This window comes from Flavobacterium azooxidireducens (assembly GCF_023195775.1).
Taxonomy (GTDB): domain Bacteria; phylum Bacteroidota; class Bacteroidia; order Flavobacteriales; family Flavobacteriaceae; genus Flavobacterium; species Flavobacterium azooxidireducens.
The window spans coordinates 1,623,598-1,646,879 of sequence record NZ_CP096205.1; the positions used below are offsets into that span (position 1 = coordinate 1,623,598).

At 33.8% G+C, this 23,282-nt stretch carries 18 protein-coding genes; 15 read left to right on the plus strand and 3 right to left on the minus strand.

Annotated elements, in window-relative coordinates; all coding sequences use genetic code 11:
• The first annotated feature begins 80 nt into the window (after nucleotides 1-80).
• Nucleotides 81-716 (plus strand): lipoprotein signal peptidase, encoded by a 636-nt coding sequence (locus tag M0M57_RS07155; protein WP_248436499.1) that lies wholly within the window; start codon nucleotides 81-83, stop codon nucleotides 714-716.
• Here the strand turns inward: M0M57_RS07155 and M0M57_RS07160 are convergent.
• Together M0M57_RS07160 and M0M57_RS07165 are read right to left on the minus strand one after the other, a co-directional pair.
• The gene (locus M0M57_RS07160) at nucleotides 713-1,279 is read right to left on the minus strand and encodes a 5-formyltetrahydrofolate cyclo-ligase (RefSeq protein WP_248436500.1); all 567 of its coding nucleotides are present in this window, start codon (nucleotides 1,277-1,279) and stop codon (nucleotides 713-715) included. The two genes, M0M57_RS07155 and M0M57_RS07160, sit on opposite strands and share 4 nt — an antisense overlap.
• A complete protein-coding gene (locus M0M57_RS07165; RefSeq protein ID WP_248436501.1) occupies nucleotides 1,272-2,510 on the minus strand; it encodes a pyridoxal phosphate-dependent decarboxylase family protein in 1,239 nt (412 codons plus the stop codon). Before M0M57_RS07165 ends, M0M57_RS07160 begins: the two co-directional genes overlap by 8 nt.
• A gap of 104 nt (nucleotides 2,511-2,614) precedes the next feature.
• Between M0M57_RS07165 and uvrC the strand changes: the two genes are divergently transcribed.
• The 13 genes from uvrC to M0M57_RS07230 all read left to right on the plus strand — a co-directional run bounded on the left by uvrC (nucleotide 2,615) and on the right by M0M57_RS07230 (nucleotide 20,402).
• Nucleotides 2,615-4,411 (plus strand): excinuclease ABC subunit UvrC, encoded by a 1,797-nt coding sequence (gene uvrC, locus M0M57_RS07170; RefSeq protein ID WP_248436502.1) that lies wholly within the window; start codon nucleotides 2,615-2,617, stop codon nucleotides 4,409-4,411.
• Nucleotides 4,412-4,548: 137 nt separating this feature from the next.
• A complete protein-coding gene (locus tag M0M57_RS07175; protein ID WP_248436503.1) occupies nucleotides 4,549-6,738 on the plus strand; it encodes a patatin-like phospholipase family protein in 2,190 nt (729 codons plus the stop codon).
• A 303-nt stretch (nucleotides 6,739-7,041) separates the two neighbouring features.
• On the plus strand, nucleotides 7,042-8,196 hold the full coding sequence (locus M0M57_RS07180; RefSeq protein ID WP_248436504.1) for a homogentisate 1,2-dioxygenase: 1,155 nt from the start codon (nucleotides 7,042-7,044) through the stop codon (nucleotides 8,194-8,196).
• A 26-nt stretch (nucleotides 8,197-8,222) separates the two neighbouring features.
• Nucleotides 8,223-9,383: a 4-hydroxyphenylpyruvate dioxygenase gene (gene hppD / locus M0M57_RS07185; protein ID WP_248436505.1), complete on the plus strand. Its 1,161-nt coding sequence runs from the start codon at nucleotides 8,223-8,225 to the stop codon at nucleotides 9,381-9,383.
• 1,089 nt (nucleotides 9,384-10,472) lie between these two features.
• Nucleotides 10,473-10,934 carry a mobile mystery protein A gene (locus M0M57_RS07190; protein ID WP_248436506.1) on the plus strand — a complete coding sequence of 154 codons (462 nt, stop codon included), beginning with the start codon at nucleotides 10,473-10,475 and terminating at the stop codon, nucleotides 10,932-10,934.
• A complete protein-coding gene (locus tag M0M57_RS07195) occupies nucleotides 10,925-11,521 on the plus strand; it encodes a mobile mystery protein B (RefSeq protein ID WP_248436507.1) in 597 nt (198 codons plus the stop codon). Before M0M57_RS07190 ends, M0M57_RS07195 begins: the two co-directional genes overlap by 10 nt.
• 188 nt (nucleotides 11,522-11,709) lie before the next feature.
• Complete coding sequence (locus M0M57_RS07200; RefSeq protein WP_248436508.1) at nucleotides 11,710-12,501, plus strand: DUF3108 domain-containing protein; 792 nt, start codon at nucleotides 11,710-11,712, stop codon at nucleotides 12,499-12,501.
• The gene (locus M0M57_RS07205; protein WP_248436509.1) at nucleotides 12,501-13,436 is read left to right on the plus strand and encodes a tryptophan 2,3-dioxygenase family protein; all 936 of its coding nucleotides are present in this window, start codon (nucleotides 12,501-12,503) and stop codon (nucleotides 13,434-13,436) included. The genes M0M57_RS07200 and M0M57_RS07205 overlap by 1 nt, the downstream gene beginning before the upstream one ends.
• A gap of 19 nt (nucleotides 13,437-13,455) precedes the next feature.
• Nucleotides 13,456-14,694, plus strand: coding sequence for a M23 family metallopeptidase (locus M0M57_RS07210; RefSeq protein WP_248436510.1), 1,239 nt, complete (start codon nucleotides 13,456-13,458; stop codon nucleotides 14,692-14,694).
• A gap of 1 nt (nucleotide 14,695) precedes the next feature.
• Nucleotides 14,696-16,339 (plus strand): glucose-6-phosphate isomerase, encoded by a 1,644-nt coding sequence (gene pgi, locus M0M57_RS07215; protein ID WP_248436511.1) that lies wholly within the window; start codon nucleotides 14,696-14,698, stop codon nucleotides 16,337-16,339.
• A 256-nt stretch (nucleotides 16,340-16,595) separates the two neighbouring features.
• Nucleotides 16,596-19,265: a TonB-dependent receptor gene (locus M0M57_RS07220; protein ID WP_248436512.1), complete on the plus strand. Its 2,670-nt coding sequence runs from the start codon at nucleotides 16,596-16,598 to the stop codon at nucleotides 19,263-19,265.
• Between the two features lie 94 nt (nucleotides 19,266-19,359).
• Entirely contained in the window at nucleotides 19,360-19,791 is a 432-nt protein-coding gene (locus M0M57_RS07225) for a hypothetical protein (protein ID WP_248436513.1), read from the plus strand.
• Nucleotides 19,792-19,874: 83 nt separating this feature from the next.
• Nucleotides 19,875-20,402, plus strand: coding sequence for a septal ring lytic transglycosylase RlpA family protein (locus tag M0M57_RS07230; protein ID WP_248436514.1), 528 nt, complete (start codon nucleotides 19,875-19,877; stop codon nucleotides 20,400-20,402).
• Between the two features lie 4 nt (nucleotides 20,403-20,406).
• Here M0M57_RS07230 and M0M57_RS07235 read toward each other — a convergent pair whose 3' ends face one another.
• A complete protein-coding gene (locus M0M57_RS07235) occupies nucleotides 20,407-22,623 on the minus strand; it encodes a response regulator (protein ID WP_248436515.1) in 2,217 nt (738 codons plus the stop codon).
• Nucleotides 22,624-22,799: 176 nt separating this feature from the next.
• On the opposite strand from M0M57_RS07235, the gene M0M57_RS07240 reads away from it, so the two are divergent.
• On the plus strand, nucleotides 22,800-23,282 hold the full coding sequence (locus M0M57_RS07240; RefSeq protein ID WP_248436516.1) for a GbsR/MarR family transcriptional regulator: 483 nt from the start codon (nucleotides 22,800-22,802) through the stop codon (nucleotides 23,280-23,282).

A 23,282-nucleotide genomic window follows, 5' to 3' on the forward strand; every position in this document is an offset into this window, starting at 1 on the left:
TATTTAAAGTTTTAGCCGTTATCGGATATTTCCTTTTTTGTTTGAGAATATTGCTATTTTTGCAGCATAAAATCTTAAGAATGTCTTTAAAGAAAGCCTATTTGATCGTCATAATCATCTTATTAGTTGATCAGATATCTAAACTATATATCAAAACCAATTTTGTTTTAGGTGAAGAAATTAAAGTTTTCGATTGGTTCCGAATTCATTTTATCGAAAATGAAGGCATGGCTTGGGGAACCAAAATTCCGGGCGATCACGGAAAGTTATTCTTAACTTTATTCCGAATTGTAGCTGTTTTTGGTATTGGTTATTGGTTATGGGATAGTGTAAAAAAACACAGTTCAAACTACTTAATTGTTGCCGTTGCACTAATTCTTGCCGGAGCTTTTGGAAACATCATCGACAGTGTTTTTTATGGCGTAATTTTTAATGACAGTCATTATGCCGCTTCAACTTTGTTTTCAGACAATCCTTATGGTACTTGGTTTCACGGAAAAGTAGTCGACATGCTTTATTTCCCAATCTGGAAAGGTACACTACCGGAATGGATTCCGTTTGTTGGAGGAAATTACTTTACCTTTTTTAATGCCATATTTAACATTGCTGATATGGCGATTTCTACCGGAGTTGGAATTTTAATTGTTTTCAACAAAAGAGCTTTTGGCACAACTGAAAAAGAAGAAGTTGTATCAAACAATGAAATTTCTGCTTAATTAAATTGATAAATTTTTGAAGGCGTAACGCAATAATTCAGCGGAATATCCGATTCAAAAACATCCTCGATTTTCTCTTCCGCTTCAAAAAAAGATAACCCAATTTTGATGGTTTCGGGATTACATTCAGCTAAAAATTGATCATAAAATCCCTTTCCATATCCAACACGATGTCCTTGTAAATTAAAAGCTAAAAGTGGCACAAAAACCACTTCAATCATAGAAACAGGAACTTCCAAACCATTCATCGGTTCAGGAATATTGTATTCGTTTTTTTTGATTTTGGTATTATCCGTCAACAAAAAATGCGTCATTTTTCGGGTTTCAAAATCACTTTTTGCAATCACAATTTCTTTGTCTTTTCCGGCTAAAATTTGCAGAATAAATTCAGTATCAACTTCTTTCAATTCTTCAATCGTTAAGAACAAATGATAATAGGTTTTATCCCAACAATTCAAACGAAGCAATTGGTTGGCAATAGCCATACTTTTTTCTTCAATTTCTTGTTCAGAAAGAGCAGCTCTAAGTGATTTGTAATGTAACCGAAGTTCTTTTTTATGCATAAACCGAAGCTTTCAATTCGACTATAAATGTAATTAAATGTTCGGGTTCCACATGATTCATCACCACAATTTTATACCATTTATTATCATTCAAATGCGATTGCGGCACGAGTTTAAAACGATTGGCAATTTCTTTAGAGATATATTCGGCATGAATGGTAACAATATTCATAAACGGTTCTCTAAAGTAGTTGACGCCTATTTTATCTAGTTCTCGGCATAAAAAATCGGTTCGTCCTTGCAAGGTACTTACTTTTTCAAACCAACCATGCGGACCATACGTAGAAAGAATCATCCACACAGCAATAGCATTGGCTCCTGAACGGCTTCCGCAAAGTGTTACATCCATTCCTTCCACATATTCAGCTTCTCGTGTAAGGACATGATGAATGAGGTCTTTTCGGCAAATAAAAATACCGGTTCCATACGGAGCTTGAAGCATTTTATGAGCATCAATTGTGATGGAACTAATATCAGGGTTGGCAAAATTTATAATCGAATCCGGATTGCTAAACGGATAAACAAATCCGCCATAAGCTCCATCCACATGCAATTTGAATGATAATTTCAACTCGTTTAAAACAGTAATATAATCATTGGGATTATCAACAGAACCAAACATAGTTGTTCCCATATTTGATACTACAATAAAGTGTTTTTTGCCATTTAGATGAGCTCTTTCTAAAATAGTTTGCAAAGCCTTCTTGTCAATTTCACGAGTATTAAAATCAACCGGAATTTTTAACCAATCCAATTGCAATAAATTGGCTCCTTTCGGGATAGAATAGTGCGTGTCTTCTGAAGAAATGATGGCAATTTCGTTCAAATTTGCATTGCATTCATGTTGAAAATAATTTCGATACATCCACAAAGCTTGAATGTTTGCTTCGGTTCCACCGGGTGAAATATAGCCGTCAAACGCATTGGGTTTTGATTTAAAAACATCAATGGCCAAAGCCTCTAATACTTCCCGTTCCAATTGTTGTGTGCCGCTGAAAACACTTTCAGAATCACCTAACGTGTGACAGCCAATGTGGTTTGGATTGGCCACAAACGTTTGCAAAGTTGGAGCTTCTTTCAGAAAAGGAGCATCGTCATAAAACACTTTCCCGTCTAATTTTGAAGCTGGAAAACCCAACGAAATATCTTTTGAAAAGTTCACGTTTTCTTCCAAAGCCATTTGAATTCGGTTCAACCGTTCCTGATGTGTATATTTTTTCCAATAATTCATAATCACTATTTCGGCAAAACTAAGGGGTTTCGCAGAAAGGAAATATGATAAATGTTAGTTGGCGAACTATTGCACGCTCCTTTTTTTACTAATATATTTGTACAATGCAGACTAATTCTTTAGAACTCCAACTTCAAACCCTTCCCGACGGTCCGGGAGTCTATCAGTATTATGACAAAGAAGGAAAGATTTTGTATGTTGGAAAAGCAAAAAACCTCAAAAAAAGAGTTACTTCCTATTTTACTAAGTCGCATGAGAATTACAAAACAGCCGTTTTAGTCAAAAAAATTGTCGAAATCAAGCACATAGTCGTTTTGTCTGAGCAAGATGCACTTTTGCTCGAAAATAACTTGATTAAAAAATTACAACCTCGATACAACATCAACCTCAAGGACGACAAAACCTATCCGTGGATTTGCATCAAAAAAGAACCATTTTCACGCATTTTCCCCACTCGAAAAATGATCAAAGACGGCTCTGAATATTTTGGCCCTTATACCAATTTCAAAATCGTCAATACGCTTTTGGATTTAATCAAAGAATTGTATCCGTTGAGAACGTGCAATTACGATTTAAATGAACAAAACATCCAAAACCACAAATACAAAGTCTGTTTAGAATACCACATCGGCAATTGCAAAGGTCCGTGTGAAGGATTGGAAACACTCGAAAATTATCAAAAACACGTGGATGCCATCCGCGAAATTTTAAAAGGAAACTTCAAAGAAAGTCTAAAAGATTTCAAACAAAAAATGAACGCTTTTGCCGCCGAAATGCAATTTGAAGAAGCTCAAAAAATCAAAGAAAAAATAGAAGTTTTAGAAAATTACCAAGCCAAGTCCACCATTCTCAACCCAAAATTATCCAATATCGATGTGTTTTCAATTGTTTCCGATGAAACTATGGCGTATGTCAATTTTCTTCAAATTGCTCACGGAGCCATCATTCGTTCGCACACACTCGAACTCAAAAAGAAATTGGATGAATCTGATGAAGAACTTCTTGAACTCGCAGTTGTAGAACTTCGCGAACGTTTCCATCTCACATCCAAAGAAATAATTTTACCGTTTGAACTCGATTTTGGCGACAAAATTAAAATCACCGTTCCGCAATTGGGCGACAAAAAACAAATACTCGAACTCTCGCAACGTAACGCCAAATACCATCGTTTGGAGCAGTTAAAACAAATTCAAATCGTAGATCCGGAAAGGCATACCAACCGAATTATGGCTCAAATGCAAAAAGATTTACGTCTTTCGGTCGAACCGCGTCACATTGAATGTTTTGACAACTCAAACATTCAAGGAACCAATCCTGTGGCGGCTTGCGTGGTTTTTAAGGATGGCAAACCCAGCAAAAAAGACTACCGCCATTTCAACATCAAAACCGTCGAAGGTCCCGATGATTTTGCCTCGATGGAAGAAGTCGTTTACCGTCGCTACAAACGCCTGCTTGACGAACAACAATCGCTGCCGCAACTCATCATAATCGACGGTGGAAAAGGACAATTGTCATCGGCTCTCAAAAGTTTAGATGCGTTAAATTTACGCGGAAAAATCGCCATAATTGGCATTGCCAAACGGCTCGAAGAACTATATTATCCGGGCGATTCCGTGCCGTTGTACCTAGATAAAAAATCCGAAACACTCAAAATTATACAGCAATTACGAAACGAAGCTCACCGATTTGGCATCACGCATCATCGCGATAAACGAAGCAAATCGGCTTTGCAAACATCGCTCGAAACCATTCCTGGCATCGGCGAAAAAACCATGATTACGTTACTAAAACATTTCAAAAGTGTTAAAAGATTAGCATTAGCCACCAAAAATGAAATTTCTGTTGTGGTTGGTACATCAAAAGCAAAAAAAATTCACGAATTTTACAAAAATAAAATCTAACTCAATACAATTTGAAGCGAATCGTTCCCGCCTTTTTGGTTTCCATTTTCCCGCTTTCGCCTATATCTCTTCACTTCGTTACGAGGATATCGGCTCTATCGGGGCTAGGAAGGATTGGTCTTTTGTGTTTGTTAACCATGAACCTTTGCCTAGTACCAACTACGCTTTTCGCACAAGATTCTATCCCAAAACAACCCAAAATCGGTTTGGTTTTAAGTGGTGGCGGAGCAAAAGGATTGGCTCACATTGGTGTTTTAAAAGTCATTGAAAAAGCAGGCGTAAAAATCGACTACATCGGCGGAACCAGTATGGGAGCCATCATAGGTGGATTATATGCTTCCGGCTACACCGCAACTCAGCTGGATAGTATTTTCAGTAATACCGATTATGATGCGGTTATTCAGGATTTCATTCCAAGATCATCCAAAAATTTCTACGAAAAAGCGAATGACGAACGGTATGCTTTTTCTTTACCTTTTGATAAATTCAAACTTGGAATTCCAACCGCTTTATCCAAAGGATTATACAATTACAACATGGTTACTCGACTCACGCATAATGTGCGTCACGAACGAGATTTCACCAAATTACCCATTCCGTTTTTATGCATTGCTACCGATATTGAAACGGGCGAAGAAGTGTTGTTAGACAAAGGTTTTCTCGCACAATCCATTATGGCCAGCGGTGCTTTTCCTTCTTTGTATTCTCCTGTTATCATTGATGGGAAATACTTGATTGACGGTGGTGTAATCAATAATTATCCCATCGAAGAAGTCAGAAATATGGGAGCTGATATCATCATTGGTGTTGATGTTCAAGATGATTTAAAAGACAGAGAATCATTGCGGGAAGCCACTCGGATTTTAGTTCAAATTTCTAATCTCCAAATGATTAAAAAAATGAACAGAAAAAAAAGAATGACCGATATTTATATTCGCCCAGATGTTTCAGAATATTCGGTTATTTCTTTTGATAAGGGAGCAAAAATTATTTCAAACGGAGAAGAAGCAGGCATGGCTGTTTTGTCTGAACTAGAAAAGCTAAGCTCTTCCTATACAAAAAAAGCATTACTTAAGCCTAAGACAGAAAATGATAGTTTAACCATTTCCACCATTTCACATACTCAATTAGAAAATTATACCCGATCTTACATTGTTGGAAAACTTCGGTTTAAACCCGGAACAAGAATTAGTTATGCCGATTTGAAACAAGGAATTGAAAACTTGAATGCTACGCAAAATTTTGGTTCGATTAATTATAGTATAGAAAAAGATCCGGTTGGTGAACGTATCAACCTTAATTTAACCGAAAACCCAACTCGAACTTTTTTAAAATTCGGATTGCATTATGACGGTCTATTCAAAAGCGGTATTTTAGTCAATTTTACCCAAAAGAAAATGTTGTTTAAAAACGATATTCTTTCTGCCGATTTAGTATTGGGTGATAATTTCAGGTATTATTTTGATTATTATGTTGATAACGGATTTTATTGGAGTTTCGGAATCAAATCAAGATTTACCGGTTTTAACCGAAACGTAACGACTGATTTTAGTCAAGGTGTTCTATTTACGTCAGAAGATATAAACTCCATCAACGTTGATTTCTCAGATTTTACTAATCAAATTTATATGCAAACGGTTTTTATTCAAAAATTTATGGTTGCCGGAGGTTTGGAGTATAAACATCTTAAATTAAAATCGGAAACCCTAAATACCGGAAGTCCAATTATTGAAAACAGTGATTATATAAGTGCTTTCGGATATTTGAAATATGATTCTTTTGACAACAAATATTTTCCAAAAAAAGGTTGGTTTTTTAACGGAGATGTGCAAGCGTTTCTTTTTTCTTCCAATTATACCAACACTTTCAACAATTTTACTATTCTGAAAGCCGATGCTGGAATTGCTCAAAAGTTATTTAACCGCACAACTTTATTAATCCAAACCGATGGAGGCCTAACCATTGGCGAGCAAACCGTTCCATTCTTTAATTTCGTATTTGGCGGTTATGGCTTTTATCCCATAAATAACTTTAAACCTTTTTATGGTTATGATTTTCTAAGTTTTGCCGGAAACAGTTATGTCAAAGCACTCTTTCAATTGGATTATGAAATTTTCAGAAAAAACCATGTGAATTTCTATGCAAATTTTGCTAATGCTGGCGATAAAATATTTGAGTCTGATGAATGGCTAACCAAGCCTTCCTACACAGGTTATGGTTTTGGCTACGGATTAGAAACCATTTTTGGTCCGATAGAAATAAAACACAGTTGGTCGCCCGAAACAAAAGATCATCACACTTGGTTTAGTGTAGGTTTTTGGTTTTAAGGTTATGGATTGTATCAATTTTTTTCCGATATTTGTATAGTATTTTTAGCAAAAATTTAAAAAATGATAGCAATTCTTGGTTTTTTAGTAGCTTTTGGTCTCTGAATTATCATGGGTGTGAACAGTAAATAAAATCAGAACTAAAACCAAAAATTAATTTAGATATGACTATTTTTTGGCCAGGATTATTAGATTATCTTCAATTCCTCATTAAACGAAATCCGGAGTGATTTGGATTAATTTGCCAATGCAGCAATTTGTCAATGTGACAATTAATCAAATGTTTAATTAAAATTCAAAAAAATGCCATTTTATCATAAATTAGGAGAAATTCCTCCCAAACGTCATACACAATTCCGAAAACCAAACGGCGAACTTTATTATGAGCAATTGTTTGGTACTGTGGGTTTTGACGGAATGTATTCCAATATGTATCACGTGCACAGACCAACGCAGGTGAAAGAAATTCATAAACAATATTCGGTAGCTCCTACCATTGCTAAATCTAATAATATGCAGTCGTTCAAACTGCATGGTTTTGATGTTGCTCCGGAAAAAGATTATTTAGAAAGTCGAAAAATTGTGTTGACTAATTCCGATTGTCACATCACTTTAGCCGCTCCACAAAATAAAACACAAGATTATTTTTATAAGAATACCGATTCAGACGAAATGATTTTCATCCATAAAGGAAGCGGAAAACTTCGCACTCTTTTAGGAAATATCGATTTTAAATACGGTGATTATTTATTGATTCCACGCGGAATTATTTATAAAATCGACTTTGATACCGAAGACAATCGTTTGTTTATTGTTGAATCAAGACGGCCCATTTACACACCCAAACGTTACCGAAATTGGTTCGGACAATTGTTAGAACATTCGCCTTATTGCGAACGTGATTTACGTCGTCCAACCGAATTAGAAACGCATGATGAAGTGGGTGATTTCATCATTAAAGTAAAGAAGAAAGATGAAATCATCGAAATGGTTTATGCTTCACATCCTTTTGATGTTGTGGGTTACGATGGATTTAATTATCCGTATGCATTTTCCATTCACGATTTTGAACCAATAACCGGAAGAATTCATCAACCGCCACCGGTTCATCAAACCTTTGAAACAGATGCGTTTGTGGTTTGTTCGTTCGTTCCGAGATTGTATGATTATCATCCGCTTTCTATTCCGGCACCCTATAATCACAGCAATATTGATAGTGATGAAGTATTGTACTACGTCGATGGCGATTTTATGAGTAGAAACGATGTAAAACCCGGTAACATATCATTACACCCAGCCGGAATTCCACACGGACCGCACCCTGGAGCATACGAACGAAGCATCGGAAAAACAGAAACGAAAGAGTTAGCCGTAATGGTTGACACATTTAAACCCTTGATGGTAACGGATGAAGCGATGAAAGTTGCGGATGAGAAGTACTTTCAATCGTGGTTGTAATTGTTTAATAAATAAAAAGAAAGATTATGTCACAAGAAATAAAATCAGTAGAATACGGATTAGAAAAAATATTTGAAGGAGCTCAAGATTTCCTTCCATTAATGGGCACCGATTATGTAGAGTTTTATGTTGGAAATGCCAAACAAGCAGCTCATTTTTACAAAACAGCATTTGGATTTCAGTCATTGGCATATGCCGGATTAGAAACTGGCGTTCGAGACAGAGCTTCCTATGTTTTGAAGCAAGACAAAATTCGATTAGTGTTAACCACTGCCTTAAAAAGCGATTCTCCAATTGGTGAGCACGTGAAAAAACACGGCGACGGTGTAAAAATAGTTGCTCTTTGGGTAGAAGATGCTCGGAGTGCTTTTGAAGAAACAACCAAACGCGGAGCAAAAGTTTTCATGGAACCAACTGTTGAGACAGATGAGTTTGGCGAGGTGGTTCGTGCCGGAATTTATACTTACGGAGAAACGGTTCACATGTTTGTTGAAAGAAAAAATTATAACGGAACTTTTCTTCCGGGTTATAAAGAAATGAAATCGGATTACAATCCAACTTCGGTTGGTTTGAAATACATCGATCACATGGTGGGTAATGTGGGTTGGAACGAAATGAATACGTGGGTAAAATGGTATGAAGAGGTGATGGGATTTGTTAATTTTCTATCGTTTGACGACAAGCAAATTACGACAGAATATTCGGCTTTGATGAGTAAAGTAATGAGCAACGGAAACGGCAGAATTAAATTCCCAATCAACGAACCGGCCGAAGGAAAGAAAAAATCGCAAATTGAAGAATATTTAGATTTTTATGAAGGTCCGGGTGTGCAGCACATTGCCGTTGCAACGGATGATATTATTTCCACAGTTGCCCAAATGCGTTCACGAGGAATTGAATTCTTGAGCACGCCTCCGCAAGCCTATTACGATGCCATTCCGGAACGTTTAAAAGACCATATGTCTAAATTTAAGGAAGACATTAACGAACTTCAAAAACTTGGAATTATGATTGATGCGGATGAAGAAGGCTACTTGTTGCAGATTTTCACCAAACCGTTAGAAGATAGACCAACCTTATTTTTCGAAATCATTCAAAGAATGGGTGCCAAAGGTTTTGGAGCAGGAAATTTCAAAGCATTATTTGAAAGTATCGAGCGAGAACAAGCATTAAGGGGAACATTGTAAACCCTATTTATAAATTAAAATCCGCTACGTTTCATAAAATCATCGTGAAACATAGCGGATTTCTATTTTATTACGACAACAAGAAGTTTTTTATAAATAAAAATTAATAAAATAGACTTAAAATTACGAATAGTGAAATTTTACACCTTCTTTCAATGTGTTTTTTGTTGAATATGTGTTAAAGTCAAAAAATAACTAACAATTTAATAACCAACTAATTACCTTTGCACTCGCAAAAAAGGAGGAGTGGTTACCTTCTTTTGAGTAATGTAAATTTTCATAATTTATAGTTTTTTTGGTTAGTTAATAGCATACAACTCAATCGTGATCGGTTGGGTTTTGTGTTTTTATATGGTTTTGGTTAGGTAATGCGGCAATTGATCAACATGCCAATTTGTTAGGAACGAAATACGTTTGAAAAAAGATAACAATACTATTCCGCAAAGATCCTCGGGTTTTTGCGGAATTTTTTTATATTTGAAAGAGAGTTAAAGATGACACATTTGTGGAATGATAGCAAAGATGAATAATTTATGTCAAAATCAGTAGAAACATTTTTAAATACAAAAGAATCAAAAATTCAATTAGATATATTGAGGGGCAATGGACAAGTAGGTAATGTTCCATAATTAGTGATGAACCAAAATTCAAAACTTAACTATTTGTAAATCAATACTTAAATAAAATTTAAACCCAAAAGGCAAGCGTAATAGTTTGCCTTTTTTACATTTGAAAATATCTTAAAACGAATGTAATGAGGAAAAGTGACACCACGTGTTACAAATTTAGTGATGCCGGAGTTTGCACCCCGAAATTTACTTTCAAAAACCGATACTATTTTCTGCGATGGTCTTAGCTTCGCAAAGAGTTTTGAATAAATATCCTATTGCAAGCAAGCTCTTTCATACTGTTTGTTGTTCTTTTGTATTTGCTTTGTTTGAAAAAAATAAACTTTTAAGTGTACTATTTTTAATTTTAGTAACCCTATAAATTTACTTATTGATTAAAAAGCAATCTTTTATGTTTACTATTTTTTTAAAATGTAAATAAATATGTTTACATTTGTAACGATTTGTAAATATATATGCAATGAGAAATCAAAAAAAATTATTAATAGAGCAATTGGATAGAAAGATAAAACCTTTTCAAAAAGCTGAAAATGTTATTATTCCTGAAAAAGGATGGGTATATAGCATTAGAACAGCTTTAAATATGACGCTTGAACAATTGGGCAAAAGATTGAATATAACTAAACAAGGAGTGAAAAAGATTGAAGAAAGGGAAGCAAATGAATCCATTTCTATAAATTTACTTAAAGAAATAGCTAATGCATTGGATATGAAATTTGTTTATGGATTTGTTCCTAAGAAAGGCTCAATTGAAAATCTTATAGACTATAAATCCCAAGAATTGGCTACAAAAATTGTTTTAAGAACAAATCACAATATGAAACTTGAGAATCAAGGCAATAGCGAAGAACAAATTCAGAAAGCAATAAAAGAGTTAGCAAGTGAAATAAAACGAGAAGTACGTAGGTCATTATGGGATTAGAATTACAATATGAAGAGGGGCAAACACCATTAAGCGAAGAAGAAAAAGAAGGGCTTTTAATAAAGACCATAACAACACATGCTGAACTAGATGAATATGAACAATTAAATATTGAAAATGCAGTTGAATGGCTTATGAATAAGAAGGTAAAAAAAGATAAGATTTTGACTGAGGATTTTATAAAAGCATTGCATAAAAGAATGTTTGGTAAAGTTTGGAAATGGGCTGGGGAATTTAGACAATCAGAAAAAAATATTGGGATAAAATGGATAAATATTCGGACAGATTTAAAAGTATTATTAGACGATACTAGCTATTGGATTAATAATGATACGTTTCCGCCAGACGAAATAGCAATCAGATTCAAGCATAGATTAGTCAATATCCATTGTTTTCCGAATGGAAATGGTAGGCATTCGCGGTTGATGGCTGATATAATTGTTGAATCTATTTTTGAAAAAGAAATATTTTCATGGCATAGTTCCAATATGGTTAAAGCTGATGAAGTTAGAAAGGAATATATTAAATCGATAAGGCTAGCAGATAATGGGGATATTGAACCATTAATAAAATTCGCAAGAACTTAACACCCGCTCCAAGAAGAGTTCCTTTTATATAAGAACGTGATCTGCAAATTCCGATAGCTCGAGTTTGACTTCGCAGCAACAAAACAATCATAAAAAAACATTAAAATCTTCACATTTTTTGAGGTCTTTTTTAGATTTAGTACATTTGGAACAGAAATTGCAACTGCTATAGCAAAAAGATGAAATTTATGAAAAATTTACTGCTTATATTCCTGTTTTTATCGACAGTCAGTTTCGATTCTCAAACCAATTCTCCCAAAAAAGAAGACGCGTATGATGTGGGCGAATGGTTTCAATTTAAAATTTCGTACGGATTAATTAATGCCGGAATGGCTGAATTAAGCGTGAGTGAAGCCACTCGAAACAACAAAAAAGTATTTCACGCCAAAGGCCGCGGTTACACCACCGGTATGACCAAATTTTTCTTTAAGGTGGAAGACGATTACCAAAGTTTTATTGACAAACAAACCGGGGTTCCCTATCAATTTATACGAAAAATAGACGAAGGTGGTTATAAAAAAGACCAAGAAGGCTTTTTTAATCATTCAAATAATACTGTTTTTGTGAAAGATTATAAACGAAAGACAGAAAAAACATTTGAAGTTCCTGATAAAACGCAAGATATATTGTCAACGTTTTATTATTTGAGAAATCATCCCAACGTAGATAAACTAAAAGTGGGTGAGTCAATAGACATTGATATGTTTTTTGACGAAGAAATAACAAAATTTAAACTTAAATTTATTGGTCGTCAAGATATAAAAACTAAATTTGGGCTCGTTCCCACGATGATTTTTAGACCTTATGTGCAAGCCGGACGCGTTTTTAAAGAACAAGAAAGCTTAACTGTTTGGATTTCAGATGACGACAATAAATTGCCAGTGAGAATCAAAGCCGAATTAGCCGTAGGTTCACTAAAAGCCGATTTGGAAAAATTTAAAGGATTAAAACACACATTTACCGTTAAAGCAAAACCGTGATGAATACAACTGCACACGAAGAAATTCTTGAAAAATTAGAAGAAAAGTTTCAAGCAATTAATCAAAAAACTGAAACTCATTTAGAAGGTCTTCTGTGGGCAAAACCTATTACTTACTGGGATTATATTCAAACCGATGCTTTACTGAATCTCCAAACACAACGCACTACTTTGCCGGATGAAATGGTTTTTATCATGTATCATCAAGTGAATGAATTGTTGTTTAAAATGATTCTTTGGGAAATCGAACAAGTTTGTCATTCCGAAAAACCTGAAACTGCTTTTTTTGCAGAAAAATTAATGCGAATTAGTCGTTATTTCGATATGCTTACCACTTCTTTTACCATTATGAAAGACGGTATGGAAGTAGAGCAATACATGAAATTCCGAAATACATTAACGCCAGCCAGCGGTTTTCAAAGTGCTCAATATCGTTTGATTGAATTTGCTTCAACCGATTTGATTAATTTAATTGATTACCGTTTTAGAGGTTCGATTGACCGCGATACACCTTACGAACATGCTCTTGAACATTTGTACTGGCAAGCAGCCGGGAAAGATTATAAAACAGGCGAAAAGTCCTATTTGATTTTAGAATTTGAAAGAAAATACAAGAAAGAATTTTTGTCTTTCATGGAAGAATACAACACGATTAATCTTTGGCAAAAGTTCAAACAATTGCCCGAAGCAGATCAAAAAAATGAAGCTCTTGTAAAAGCCATGCGTCATTATGATTATACCGTAAACATTACTTGGGTGATGGGACATTTTAATACGGCAAAAAAATACATCGAAAGCGGTCATGGAAGTGGCGAAGCAACAGGCGGAAGCGATTGGAAAAAATACATGCTTCCCAAATACCAACGAAGAATATTTTTCCCTGAATTATGGTCGGAAGAAGAATTGGCAACTTGGGGAGAAAAAGAAAGTGTTTAATTAGATTAAAAGCAACAAATTGAAATTCAACAAAATACTACCTATACTATTTGCATTGAGTTTGTTTTCATGCGAAAAAAAGGTTGACAAAGTCATTATAGAAGAAGATACAAAACCCAAAATTCCAATTGTCGTTGAATTCGGATTCACGTTGAACGATTATTTGGTTGTTCAAGACACGATTAAAAGTGGCGATACCTTCGGAAAATTATTAGAAAATCACAACATCGGAAATTTCAAAGTACATGAAGTAACCGAACAGGTGAAAGACAGCTTCAACATGCGTGATATTCGCATAGGAAGACCCATCACCTTACTAAAATCAAAAGATGCTCCAAACCAACTTCAGGTTTTCATTTATCAAAAAGACAATATAAATTACAGTGTAGTCGATTTTAGAGATACCATCGTAAAAGCATTCAATAAACAAAAACCCATCACCATCAAACGAAGAACGATAGCAACTGCTATTCATGGTTCGTTGTCTGAAACGTTGAACAAAAATGGTGTTGATGCAGGAGTAGCTAATAATTTGGCTAAGATTTACGAATATTCCATCGACTTTTTTAAAATTCAAAAAGAAGATAAATTTGCTGTTACGTTTTATGAAAAATACATCAACGACACAATTTATGCCGGTGTAGATCGATTAGAAAGTTCGTTTTTTGAACATAAAGGGAAAAAGATTTATGCCTTCCCATACAAATTAGACAGTTTATCTAAAAAAGTTGATTATTACGACGAAGAAGGGAAGGGTTTGAAAACGATGTTTCTAAAAGCTCCATTGGACTTCTTCCGAATCTCATCCCGATTTTCGCCTAAACGTTTTCATCCGGTTCAAATGACTTGGAAAGCTCACAAAGGAACCGATTATGCCGCTCCGCACGGAACTCCAATTAAAACTACTGCTTCCGGTGTTGTTGAAAGAACAGGATTTACCGCCGGAAATGGTAACTACGTTAAAGTGAAACACAACGGAACTTATTCTACCCAATACCTTCACATGTCGAAAATTTTAGTTCGACAAGGGCAACATGTAGCACAAGGTGAAGTAATTGGAAAAGTGGGAAGTACTGGTTTAGCAACCGGTCCTCACGTGTGTTATCGTTTTTGGAAAAACGGTGTGCAGGTTGATCCGCTTTCGCAAAAATTACCGAATACCGAACCAATGAATGAAAAGCACAAAGCAAAATATTTAGAATACATTGCCCCTTTAAAGAAAGAATTAGACAGTATTGCGACTCTTAAATTAAAATAAAATGGCTTTAGAAAATACAAATCCGTCCGGAACAGCAGCTTGGCAAAGCTTGAGAAAACATTTTGAAGACATGCAATATGTCTCGATGCAAGAGCTTTTTGAAAAAGATTCAAAACGGGCAGCCAACTTTCATTTGCAATGGAATGATTTTTTGGTAGATTATTCTAAGAATATCATTACTCAAGAAACCATGAATCTTCTTTTGGATTTGGCTAAAGAAGTGAATTTGGAAGATGCCATCAAAAAATATTTTGCCGGAGATATAATCAATCAAACCGAAAACAGAGCGGTTTTACACACGGCTTTGCGTGCTCCGTCTGATTCAAAAATTTTGGTTGATGGTCAAAATGTGATGCCGGAAATTTTCTCGGTTAAAAATAAAATTAAAAATTTTACAGACGAAGTTGTCAACGGAAATAGAAAGGGATTTACCGGAAAACAATTCACCGATATTGTAAACATTGGCATTGGCGGTTCCGATTTAGGGCCGGTTATGGTGGTTGAAGCTCTTCAGTTTTATAAAAATCACTTGAACGTTCATTTTGTTTCCAATGTAGATGGCGATCATGTGAATGAAGTGATTAAGAAATTAAATCCTGAAACGACTTTATTTGTTATCGTTTCAAAAACATTTACCACACAAGAAACCTTATCCAATTCGGAAACCATTCGAAACTGGTTTTTGAAATCCGCTAAACAAGAAGATGTAGCGAAACATTTTGTGGCTGTTTCTACCAATATTCAAAAAGTAACCGAATTCGGAATTCATCCTGAAAACATTTTTCCAATGTGGGATTGGGTTGGCGGACGATTTTCGTTGTGGAGTGCTGTCGGTTTATCCATTAGTTTAGCGGTTGGTTTTGATAATTTTGATAAATTATTAAAAGGTGCAAACCAAATGGACGAACATTTTAAAACCACTCCATTTGACAAGAACATTCCGGTTGTTTTGGCTTTGTTGAGTGTTTGGTATAATAATTTCTTCGGAGCAGAAAGTGAAGCGTTAATTCCGTACACACAATATTTGCAAAAATTAGCTTCCTACCTTCAACAAGGAATAATGGAAAGTAACGGAAAAAGCATCGACCGTGACGGAAATCCGGTAAATTATCAAACCGGAACCATTATTTGGGGCGAACCGGGGACCAATTCGCAACACGCCTTTTTTCAATTAATTCATCAAGGAACCAAATTGATTCCGACCGATTTTATTGGTTATGTAAAATCACTTCACGGAAATCAAGACCATCACGATAAGTTGATGTCTAACTTTTTTGCTCAAACCGAAGCTTTATTAAACGGAAAATCGGCAGAGCAAGTTCAAGCTGAATTTCAAAAACAAGGAATTGATGGAGAAAGAGCTGCGTTCTTATCGCCTTTTAAAGTTTTTTCAGGAAACAGACCAACTAATACACTTCTCATAAATCAATTAACACCTGAAAGTCTGGGCGAATTAATCGCTTTATACGAACACAAAATTTTTGTGCAAGGTGTTATTTGGAATATCTTCAGTTACGATCAATGGGGCGTTGAATTAGGAAAACAATTGGCGAATTCAATTTTAGATGAAATCAATTCAGGAAACGTGAAAGAACATGATAGTTCTACAAGCTTTTTATTAAAATATTTTTTGGATAGAAAGTAAAAGACACTTTTATCATATTAAACAGACCACGCAAATAATAAATGCGTGGTTTTTTTTTGCTTTTCATAATCATATGTTATTTTATTATCAAGTTTTAATTTCCAAAAGATATTCAAAACGCAGACTTTTTATGTCTATTGTTTCTTTTTTGTTTGGATAAGTTTATAAAATCATCAAGTTGCTTTCCTTAACATTTTCATAACGGTTATGGTTTTGTAATGGCTGAATTTTGCCCAAATTTCAAAACCAAAACATAATGAAAAATTGTAAAATTTTAATGCTTTTAGGGTTTCTTATGATGGCTTTTTCGGTCTTTTCACAAGGAACAGTAACAGGGACTTTGATTGATCAGGAATCAAACATGCCGATGCCTGGTGCAAATGTTGTTGTAAAAGGAACTTCAAACGGAGTAGTGACTGATTTTGATGGTAAATTCAGTATCTCTGTTCCAAATACAACTGGACAATTAATTATTTCTTTTGTGGGTTATCTAAACAAAACAATTTCTTTTAATGTTCCTTCTGGTCAAACGGTAAACGTAGGGACTGTTAATCTTGAAGTAGATTCAGATCAATTAGATGAAGTTATTGTAGTAGGGCGTGGTGTAATCGATTTGGCAAAAGGAAGAAATACGCCAATTGCTGTTTCATCCATCAAATCGGCAGAAATTCAGCAAAAAATTGGTACATTCGATATTACACAAACTATGGTTAACACACCTTCTGTTTATGTGGCAGGTCAAGCGGGAGGTTTCGGAGATTCCAGAATTGCCGTTCGTGGTTTTGGACAAGATAACACAGCTTTCCTTTTAAATGGTCAACCAATTAATGGAATGGAAGATGGTTTAATGTATTGGTCAAATTGGTCAGGAATGGCAGATATAGCGAATTTAATTCAAGTTCAACGTGGATTAGGTTCATCTAAATTGGCGATTTCATCTGTAGGAGGAACTGTTAACTTTATTACAAAAGCAACTGATAAAAAAGAAGGTGGATTTGTATCAACGGCAATCGCAAACGACGACTATTTAAAAACAACAGCAGCATACAATACCGGAATGAGTAAAAAAGGTTTTGGTATGAGTGTGATGCTTACTCATTGGCAAGGTGATGGGTATAATGATGGAACCAAAGGTGAAGGCCAAAACTACTTTATCTCTTTTGGTTACAAACCTAGTGAAAAGCACAATTTTAATTTACTTTTAACCGGAGCTCCGCAGTGGCACGATCAAAATTTTACTAAAACTATTGCTAGTTATCTTCAGTACGGGAGAAAATATAATAACAACTGGGGTTATCTTAATGGCCAATATAAATCTGAAAGAACCAATTTTTATCATAAACCAGTGGCTAATTTAAACTGGGATTGGACAATGAGCGAAAAATCATCGTTGTCAACGGTTTTATATGCTTCATGGGGACGAGGCGGTGGGACTGGAAACTATGGTGCTTCAATCCCATCTTCATTTAGAACAAACGGTCAAATTAACTTTGACGCCCTTGTTGATAGAAATCTTGAAAATGGTGGAGTTGGTGTTGCTTTAGACGGAAAATCTTATCTAATCCGTTCTTCTATGAATAACCACAATTGGTATGGATTAGTTACTAACTTTAATCATAAGTTTACAGATAATTTAGAATTTAATGCCGGAGCAGATGTTAGAACTTACTATGGAACACACTACCGTCAAGTTGCTGATTTCTTGGGATTAACTAGTTGGACGGAAAGCAGAACATTAAGAGATAATACACATCAACCGATTGGGAGTCCTGTTTCAAATACAGTTACTGAATCATTGTCTCCAAGACCTTGGGAATCAACTTTCAATAGTTTGTCTGAAAGTCAACATATTGATTACAATAATAGCGAAAGAATTTCATATGGAGGAGTTTTTGGACAGTTGGAATATGCAAACGATAATTTTTCTACGTTTTTTCAAGGAGCTGTTTCTTCTCAAACTCATCAACGTTTTGACCGATATGATTATTTAGCAGAATATGAAGATTCTGAAAAAGTAGATAATATTGGTTATAATGTAAAAGCCGGCGGAAGTTATAAAATTAACCAAAATCATGTAGTTTTTATTAATGGTGGTTATTATTCCAGACAGCCTTACCATGACAATATTTATTTAAACTTCACAAATCAAATCAACCCTTTAACCGAAAATGAAAAGATTTTAGGCTTAGAGGCAGGTTATGGATTTAATAGTACTTATTTTTCTGCAAATCTTAATGCTTATCGAACATCTTGGAAAGATCGTGTAAAAACATCGTCAAGAGTTAACAGTGAAGGAAATGAACTTTTCACAACCAACGAAGGGGTTGAACAATTGCATTCTGGTTTAGAGCTTGACTTTGTTGTGAAACCATTTTCAAAATTAGAAATAAGAGGTTTTGCATCAATAGGAAATTGGGAATACCAGGACAAAGTGGTTACCACTGTTAGAGATCAAGACAGAAATGTTGAAAGTGTTACAGAAGTTGATGTTGATGGTGGAAAAGTAGGAGATGCTGCTCAAACAACAGCCGGAGTTGGACTGAAGTACACTATTTTTGAACGTTTCTCAGTAGATTCAGATTTACGTTTTTATGATGAGATTTATTCTAATGTAGGTGCCGTGAAAGAAAACCTTCAACTTCCTTCTTATGAAGTAGTCGATTTTGGGGCATCTTATAAATGGTTGGTAGGAAAAGACAAAGCCAATTCAATAGATTTTAGATTAAACATCAATAATTTACTTCACAAAATTTACTTATCTGAACTAAGAACAAATATTAAAACAACAGATTTAATAAATTCACAAGCTCCTGAACAAGGAACATATCTTTCAAACAACAGAGTTTATAACGGAATTGCAGATGGTAACCAAGGGTTTTTTGGTTTGGGAAGAACATGGAGTTTTACAATTCGATATAATTTTTAATTCGATTTATTTGTTTTGATGAAAAGCCTTCGGTTAATTTAACCGAAGGTTTTTCTTTTTTTGATTATATTTGTTACTCAAAAAAATTAAAGCTATGTACGAATTATTACAAAAACTTCATTCTTGGTGGGCATATTTGGCTCTTATTGTACTTTTAATTGCGGTTGTTAATGCCTTGATTGGCTATGCTTCCAAAAAATCATTTGAGTCTAAAGATTTACGAATTTCGCTTTTTGCATTGATTTTTACGCATGTTCAATTGTTATTGGGATTAGCCGTTTTTTTTGTTTCTCAAAAGGGAATAAAAGCATTCGGAATTGAAGGAGCAATGAAAAATCCGGAATTGCGACTCACAATGTTAGAACATCCGCTCATCAATATTATTGCAATTATTTTGATTACGATTGGATGGTCTAAACATAAAAAAGTGGCTTCTGAAGCAAAATTCAAAAAGATTTTATTTTTCTACGGAATTGGGTTATTGCTTATTTTAAGCCGACTTCCATGGAGTTCATGGTTAGCCTAAATTAATATAAACCACGTTTTTCGTGGTTTTTTCATTTTTGGAACATTATTTGTTAAATGAAACAAACACTCAAAAGTTGGATTATGAAACATAAAACCGAACTCATCGTGTTTGGCCTATTTGCCTTACTTTTCTTTAGTAGTTTTTCATTTAAAACAAAACGGTTTGAAAAACCTACCATTCAGCGATTAACTCTTAATGATACAATCAAAAATGATAGCATTTTAATTGACAGCGTTAAAATTGAGGCAAATTATTCCTTCAAATTATATAAAAAAGGTGCTCACGCCTCCTATTATCACGATAAATTTACCGGAAGAAAAACAGCAAGCGGCCAAATTTTTGACAATCAAAAATATACTGCGGCTCATAAAAAATTGCCATTTGGCACAAAAGTTCGAGTTACCAATGAAGCAAATGGAGAATCCACAATGGTTACAATTAATGATAGAGGGCCATTTACCAGAGGAAGAGAAATAGATTTAAGCAAAAGAGCCTTTCGAGATATTGCTAGACATCACGGCTACGGCTCAATGAAAGTAACCATCGAAATTGTGGAAGAAATTCCAGAAATAATAGAAGAAACTCCTGAAAATACAGAAAAAGACTAAAAAATTATTTTTTTCTTCTCTTTATAATTGTTGGTAATAATTTAATGATTTTGTTCTTCAAATCATCTATTGCATAAGGTTTGATGAGCACATCGTCAATTTTTGCATCTACTATTTGAAAGTCGTTTTTAGTAATTTCTCCTCCTGCCGTATGAGCAATAATAGGAATTTTAAATTTTGACTTTATTTTTTTAGACATTTCATATCCGTTTATTGTTGGCATATTGATGTCTATTAAAGCTAATTCTATGTTTTCTTGTTCTATAATTGAAAGATAATCGTCTTGATCTGTACAAATAAAACACTTTATCCCTATATTTTCCAACATTTTTTTAGAAACCAAAAGGTTCATTCGATTGTCATCAACAGATAAAACAGTAATAGGAAAGTTTATTGTTTTTTTAGAAGTTTCATTTTCTGAATTATTTGTAACTATTTCTGCTAAAACATCAAATGAAAAAGTACTTCCCCTTTCTTTTTCAGTATCAATTTTCAATTCAGAATTAAATAAATGTAATAATTTCTGAGAAGCAAACAAACCAACGCCAATTCCTTGCATTCTATTTGTGTTGATTTCTTCTTGAACATCTAATTTTTTTTCGCCTCTAAGAACGCTTTCTTTTAACTCACTATTTATTCCGGGACCATTGTCTGAAATGGAGAAAGTGGCTTTCATTTGATTTAAATTTTGCTTTTCACAACTTAAATTAATGTAAATAACTTCATTTTCAGGAGAAAACTTTATTGCATTTAATAAGAGATTAACAATAATTTGTTCCAACTTTACCCAATCAGTTTTTACCCATATTAGTGATTTGGAAGTTGTCTTTACGTTAATATTTATTCCTTTTTGTATTGCTAATGGCTTATATTTTTTTACAATGTTTTCTAAAAATTGAAATACATCAATCTGTGTTTCAAAACTATTAATCTGTTTTTTTTCTTCATCATTATTTACTACAAGAATGTTATTGATTAGGTGTGTTAAATAGTAATTAGAGAGTTGTAAAGAGTTTATTAGTTCATCTTGTTTAGTCGGATTTTTTTCTTGTTTTAGTATTTCTAAAATTCCGGTTATAGAATAAACAGGAGTTCTTAGCTCATGCGATATAATTGAAAAATACATTGTTTTTTCTTTGGCAATTGATTCTAAAACTTCCTTTTCTTGTAGCAGCTTTTGGTTGTAATCCTTTTGAACTTTATATAATTTAATTAAAATTTGCAGCGATATAAGTGAGATAATAAATAAAGCAATAAACAAAACAGTGATTATGTTTCTATGATGTTTTAGTTTTTTATTTTCTTCTTTTTGTTTTTTTAAGTCAATTTGGTATTCATAAATTTCTGTCGCATCTTCAATCACTTTATAAACGCTAGTTTTATAAATTCTAATATATTCTGAAATTGAATTATCATATTTGTTCAATTGTTTTTCTATAGAATCAGCTGGTTGATTTGTTTTTACCGCTAAATGAAATAAATGTTTATTTATTCTTGAAAGCTTTTCTTGGTCATTAGTAGGGGAAAAAAAAGCCTGTGATCTTAAAAGATATTTTTTTGCTTTTTCATATTCATTTAAAGCAAGATAACTGTTACCCATTTCTAAATCAACAATGGCAGCATCAATAGTTTTACTGTATTTAAATTCTGGATCTTCGATGTGATTTTTTGAAAAATATTCTAATTCAGTATAAAATTTATTACCATAATAAATTGCTTTAGATGGGTTTTTGCCATAATATGAATAAAATACTGCCAATTCTTGCAATGGTTTTAATATGTAAAAACCAACGTCTTCATTTTGAACTAGTTGCATTGTGTTTAAAAGCACTTTTTCAGATTCTTCATGTTTGTTTAGAAGAGAATATACTGTAGCCAAGTTTTTGGAAACATTTACATACGATTTCCATTTTTCTTGATTCCGGTATTCCTTTAAAGCCTTTTGGTAATAAAAAATTGAAGTTTCAAATTTCAAAATTTGATAATAATAGAATCCTAAATTAAAATCTGCTTTTGCCTTTAATTCCGGATTTTTTATATTATCATATTCGGATAAAAGTGCAAACAATGAATTAAAATCGCTATCTCGCTTTCCGTTGTTATACTTAAAATCAACCACTTTGTTGATAATACTATCCAGTTGTTTTTCATCAAAATTATTTTGACTCCATGAAAATGTAGAAATCGTAAAAATGAGAAGAGAAGTAATTATTCGGCTCATATTTAGTCTGTTTTGCGTGTATCAATATCAAAATTATGTTAAAAATATTTAACAAAAAAATTTTACAGAGAAAATATTAACATAAAAAATCCTTATTTAACACAATTTTAAGTTCGTTTAGTTCGGTTGTAAGCGAACTAATATATATCTTTGTCCCGAATTTAATTTTAAATGACATGGATAGTATTGAAAAAGAAAAGCAAGAACTTATTGAATTATTCGGAATTCATTTTGAAACACACCATAATTTACCACCATTAGCTTCAAGAATTGTTGGCAATTTAATTTTAAATTGTAGAATTAAAGGACTCACTTTTGAAGAATTGGTTGAAGTAACCGGTGCCAGCAAAAGTTCCGTTTCTACCAACATAAATCTTTTGCTAAAACTGGAAAAGATACATTACTACACTTTGCCGGGAGACAGAAGAAAGCATTTTAGACCTTCTAATTTGGCAGATAGAATTCAAAATCACCTTAAAATTCTTCATTCAGAAATTGAAATAGTTCATAAAGTAAAAGCTTTCGACGAAAAATATCGAATTTCTGCCGACTACGAAAAAGGAAGAAGTGTACTAAGCGTTTACCTTGAGTATGTTCACAATTTTGAAAAATTACTGCAAGATTCCATCAAAAAAATTAATCAATTAGAACAGCAATAA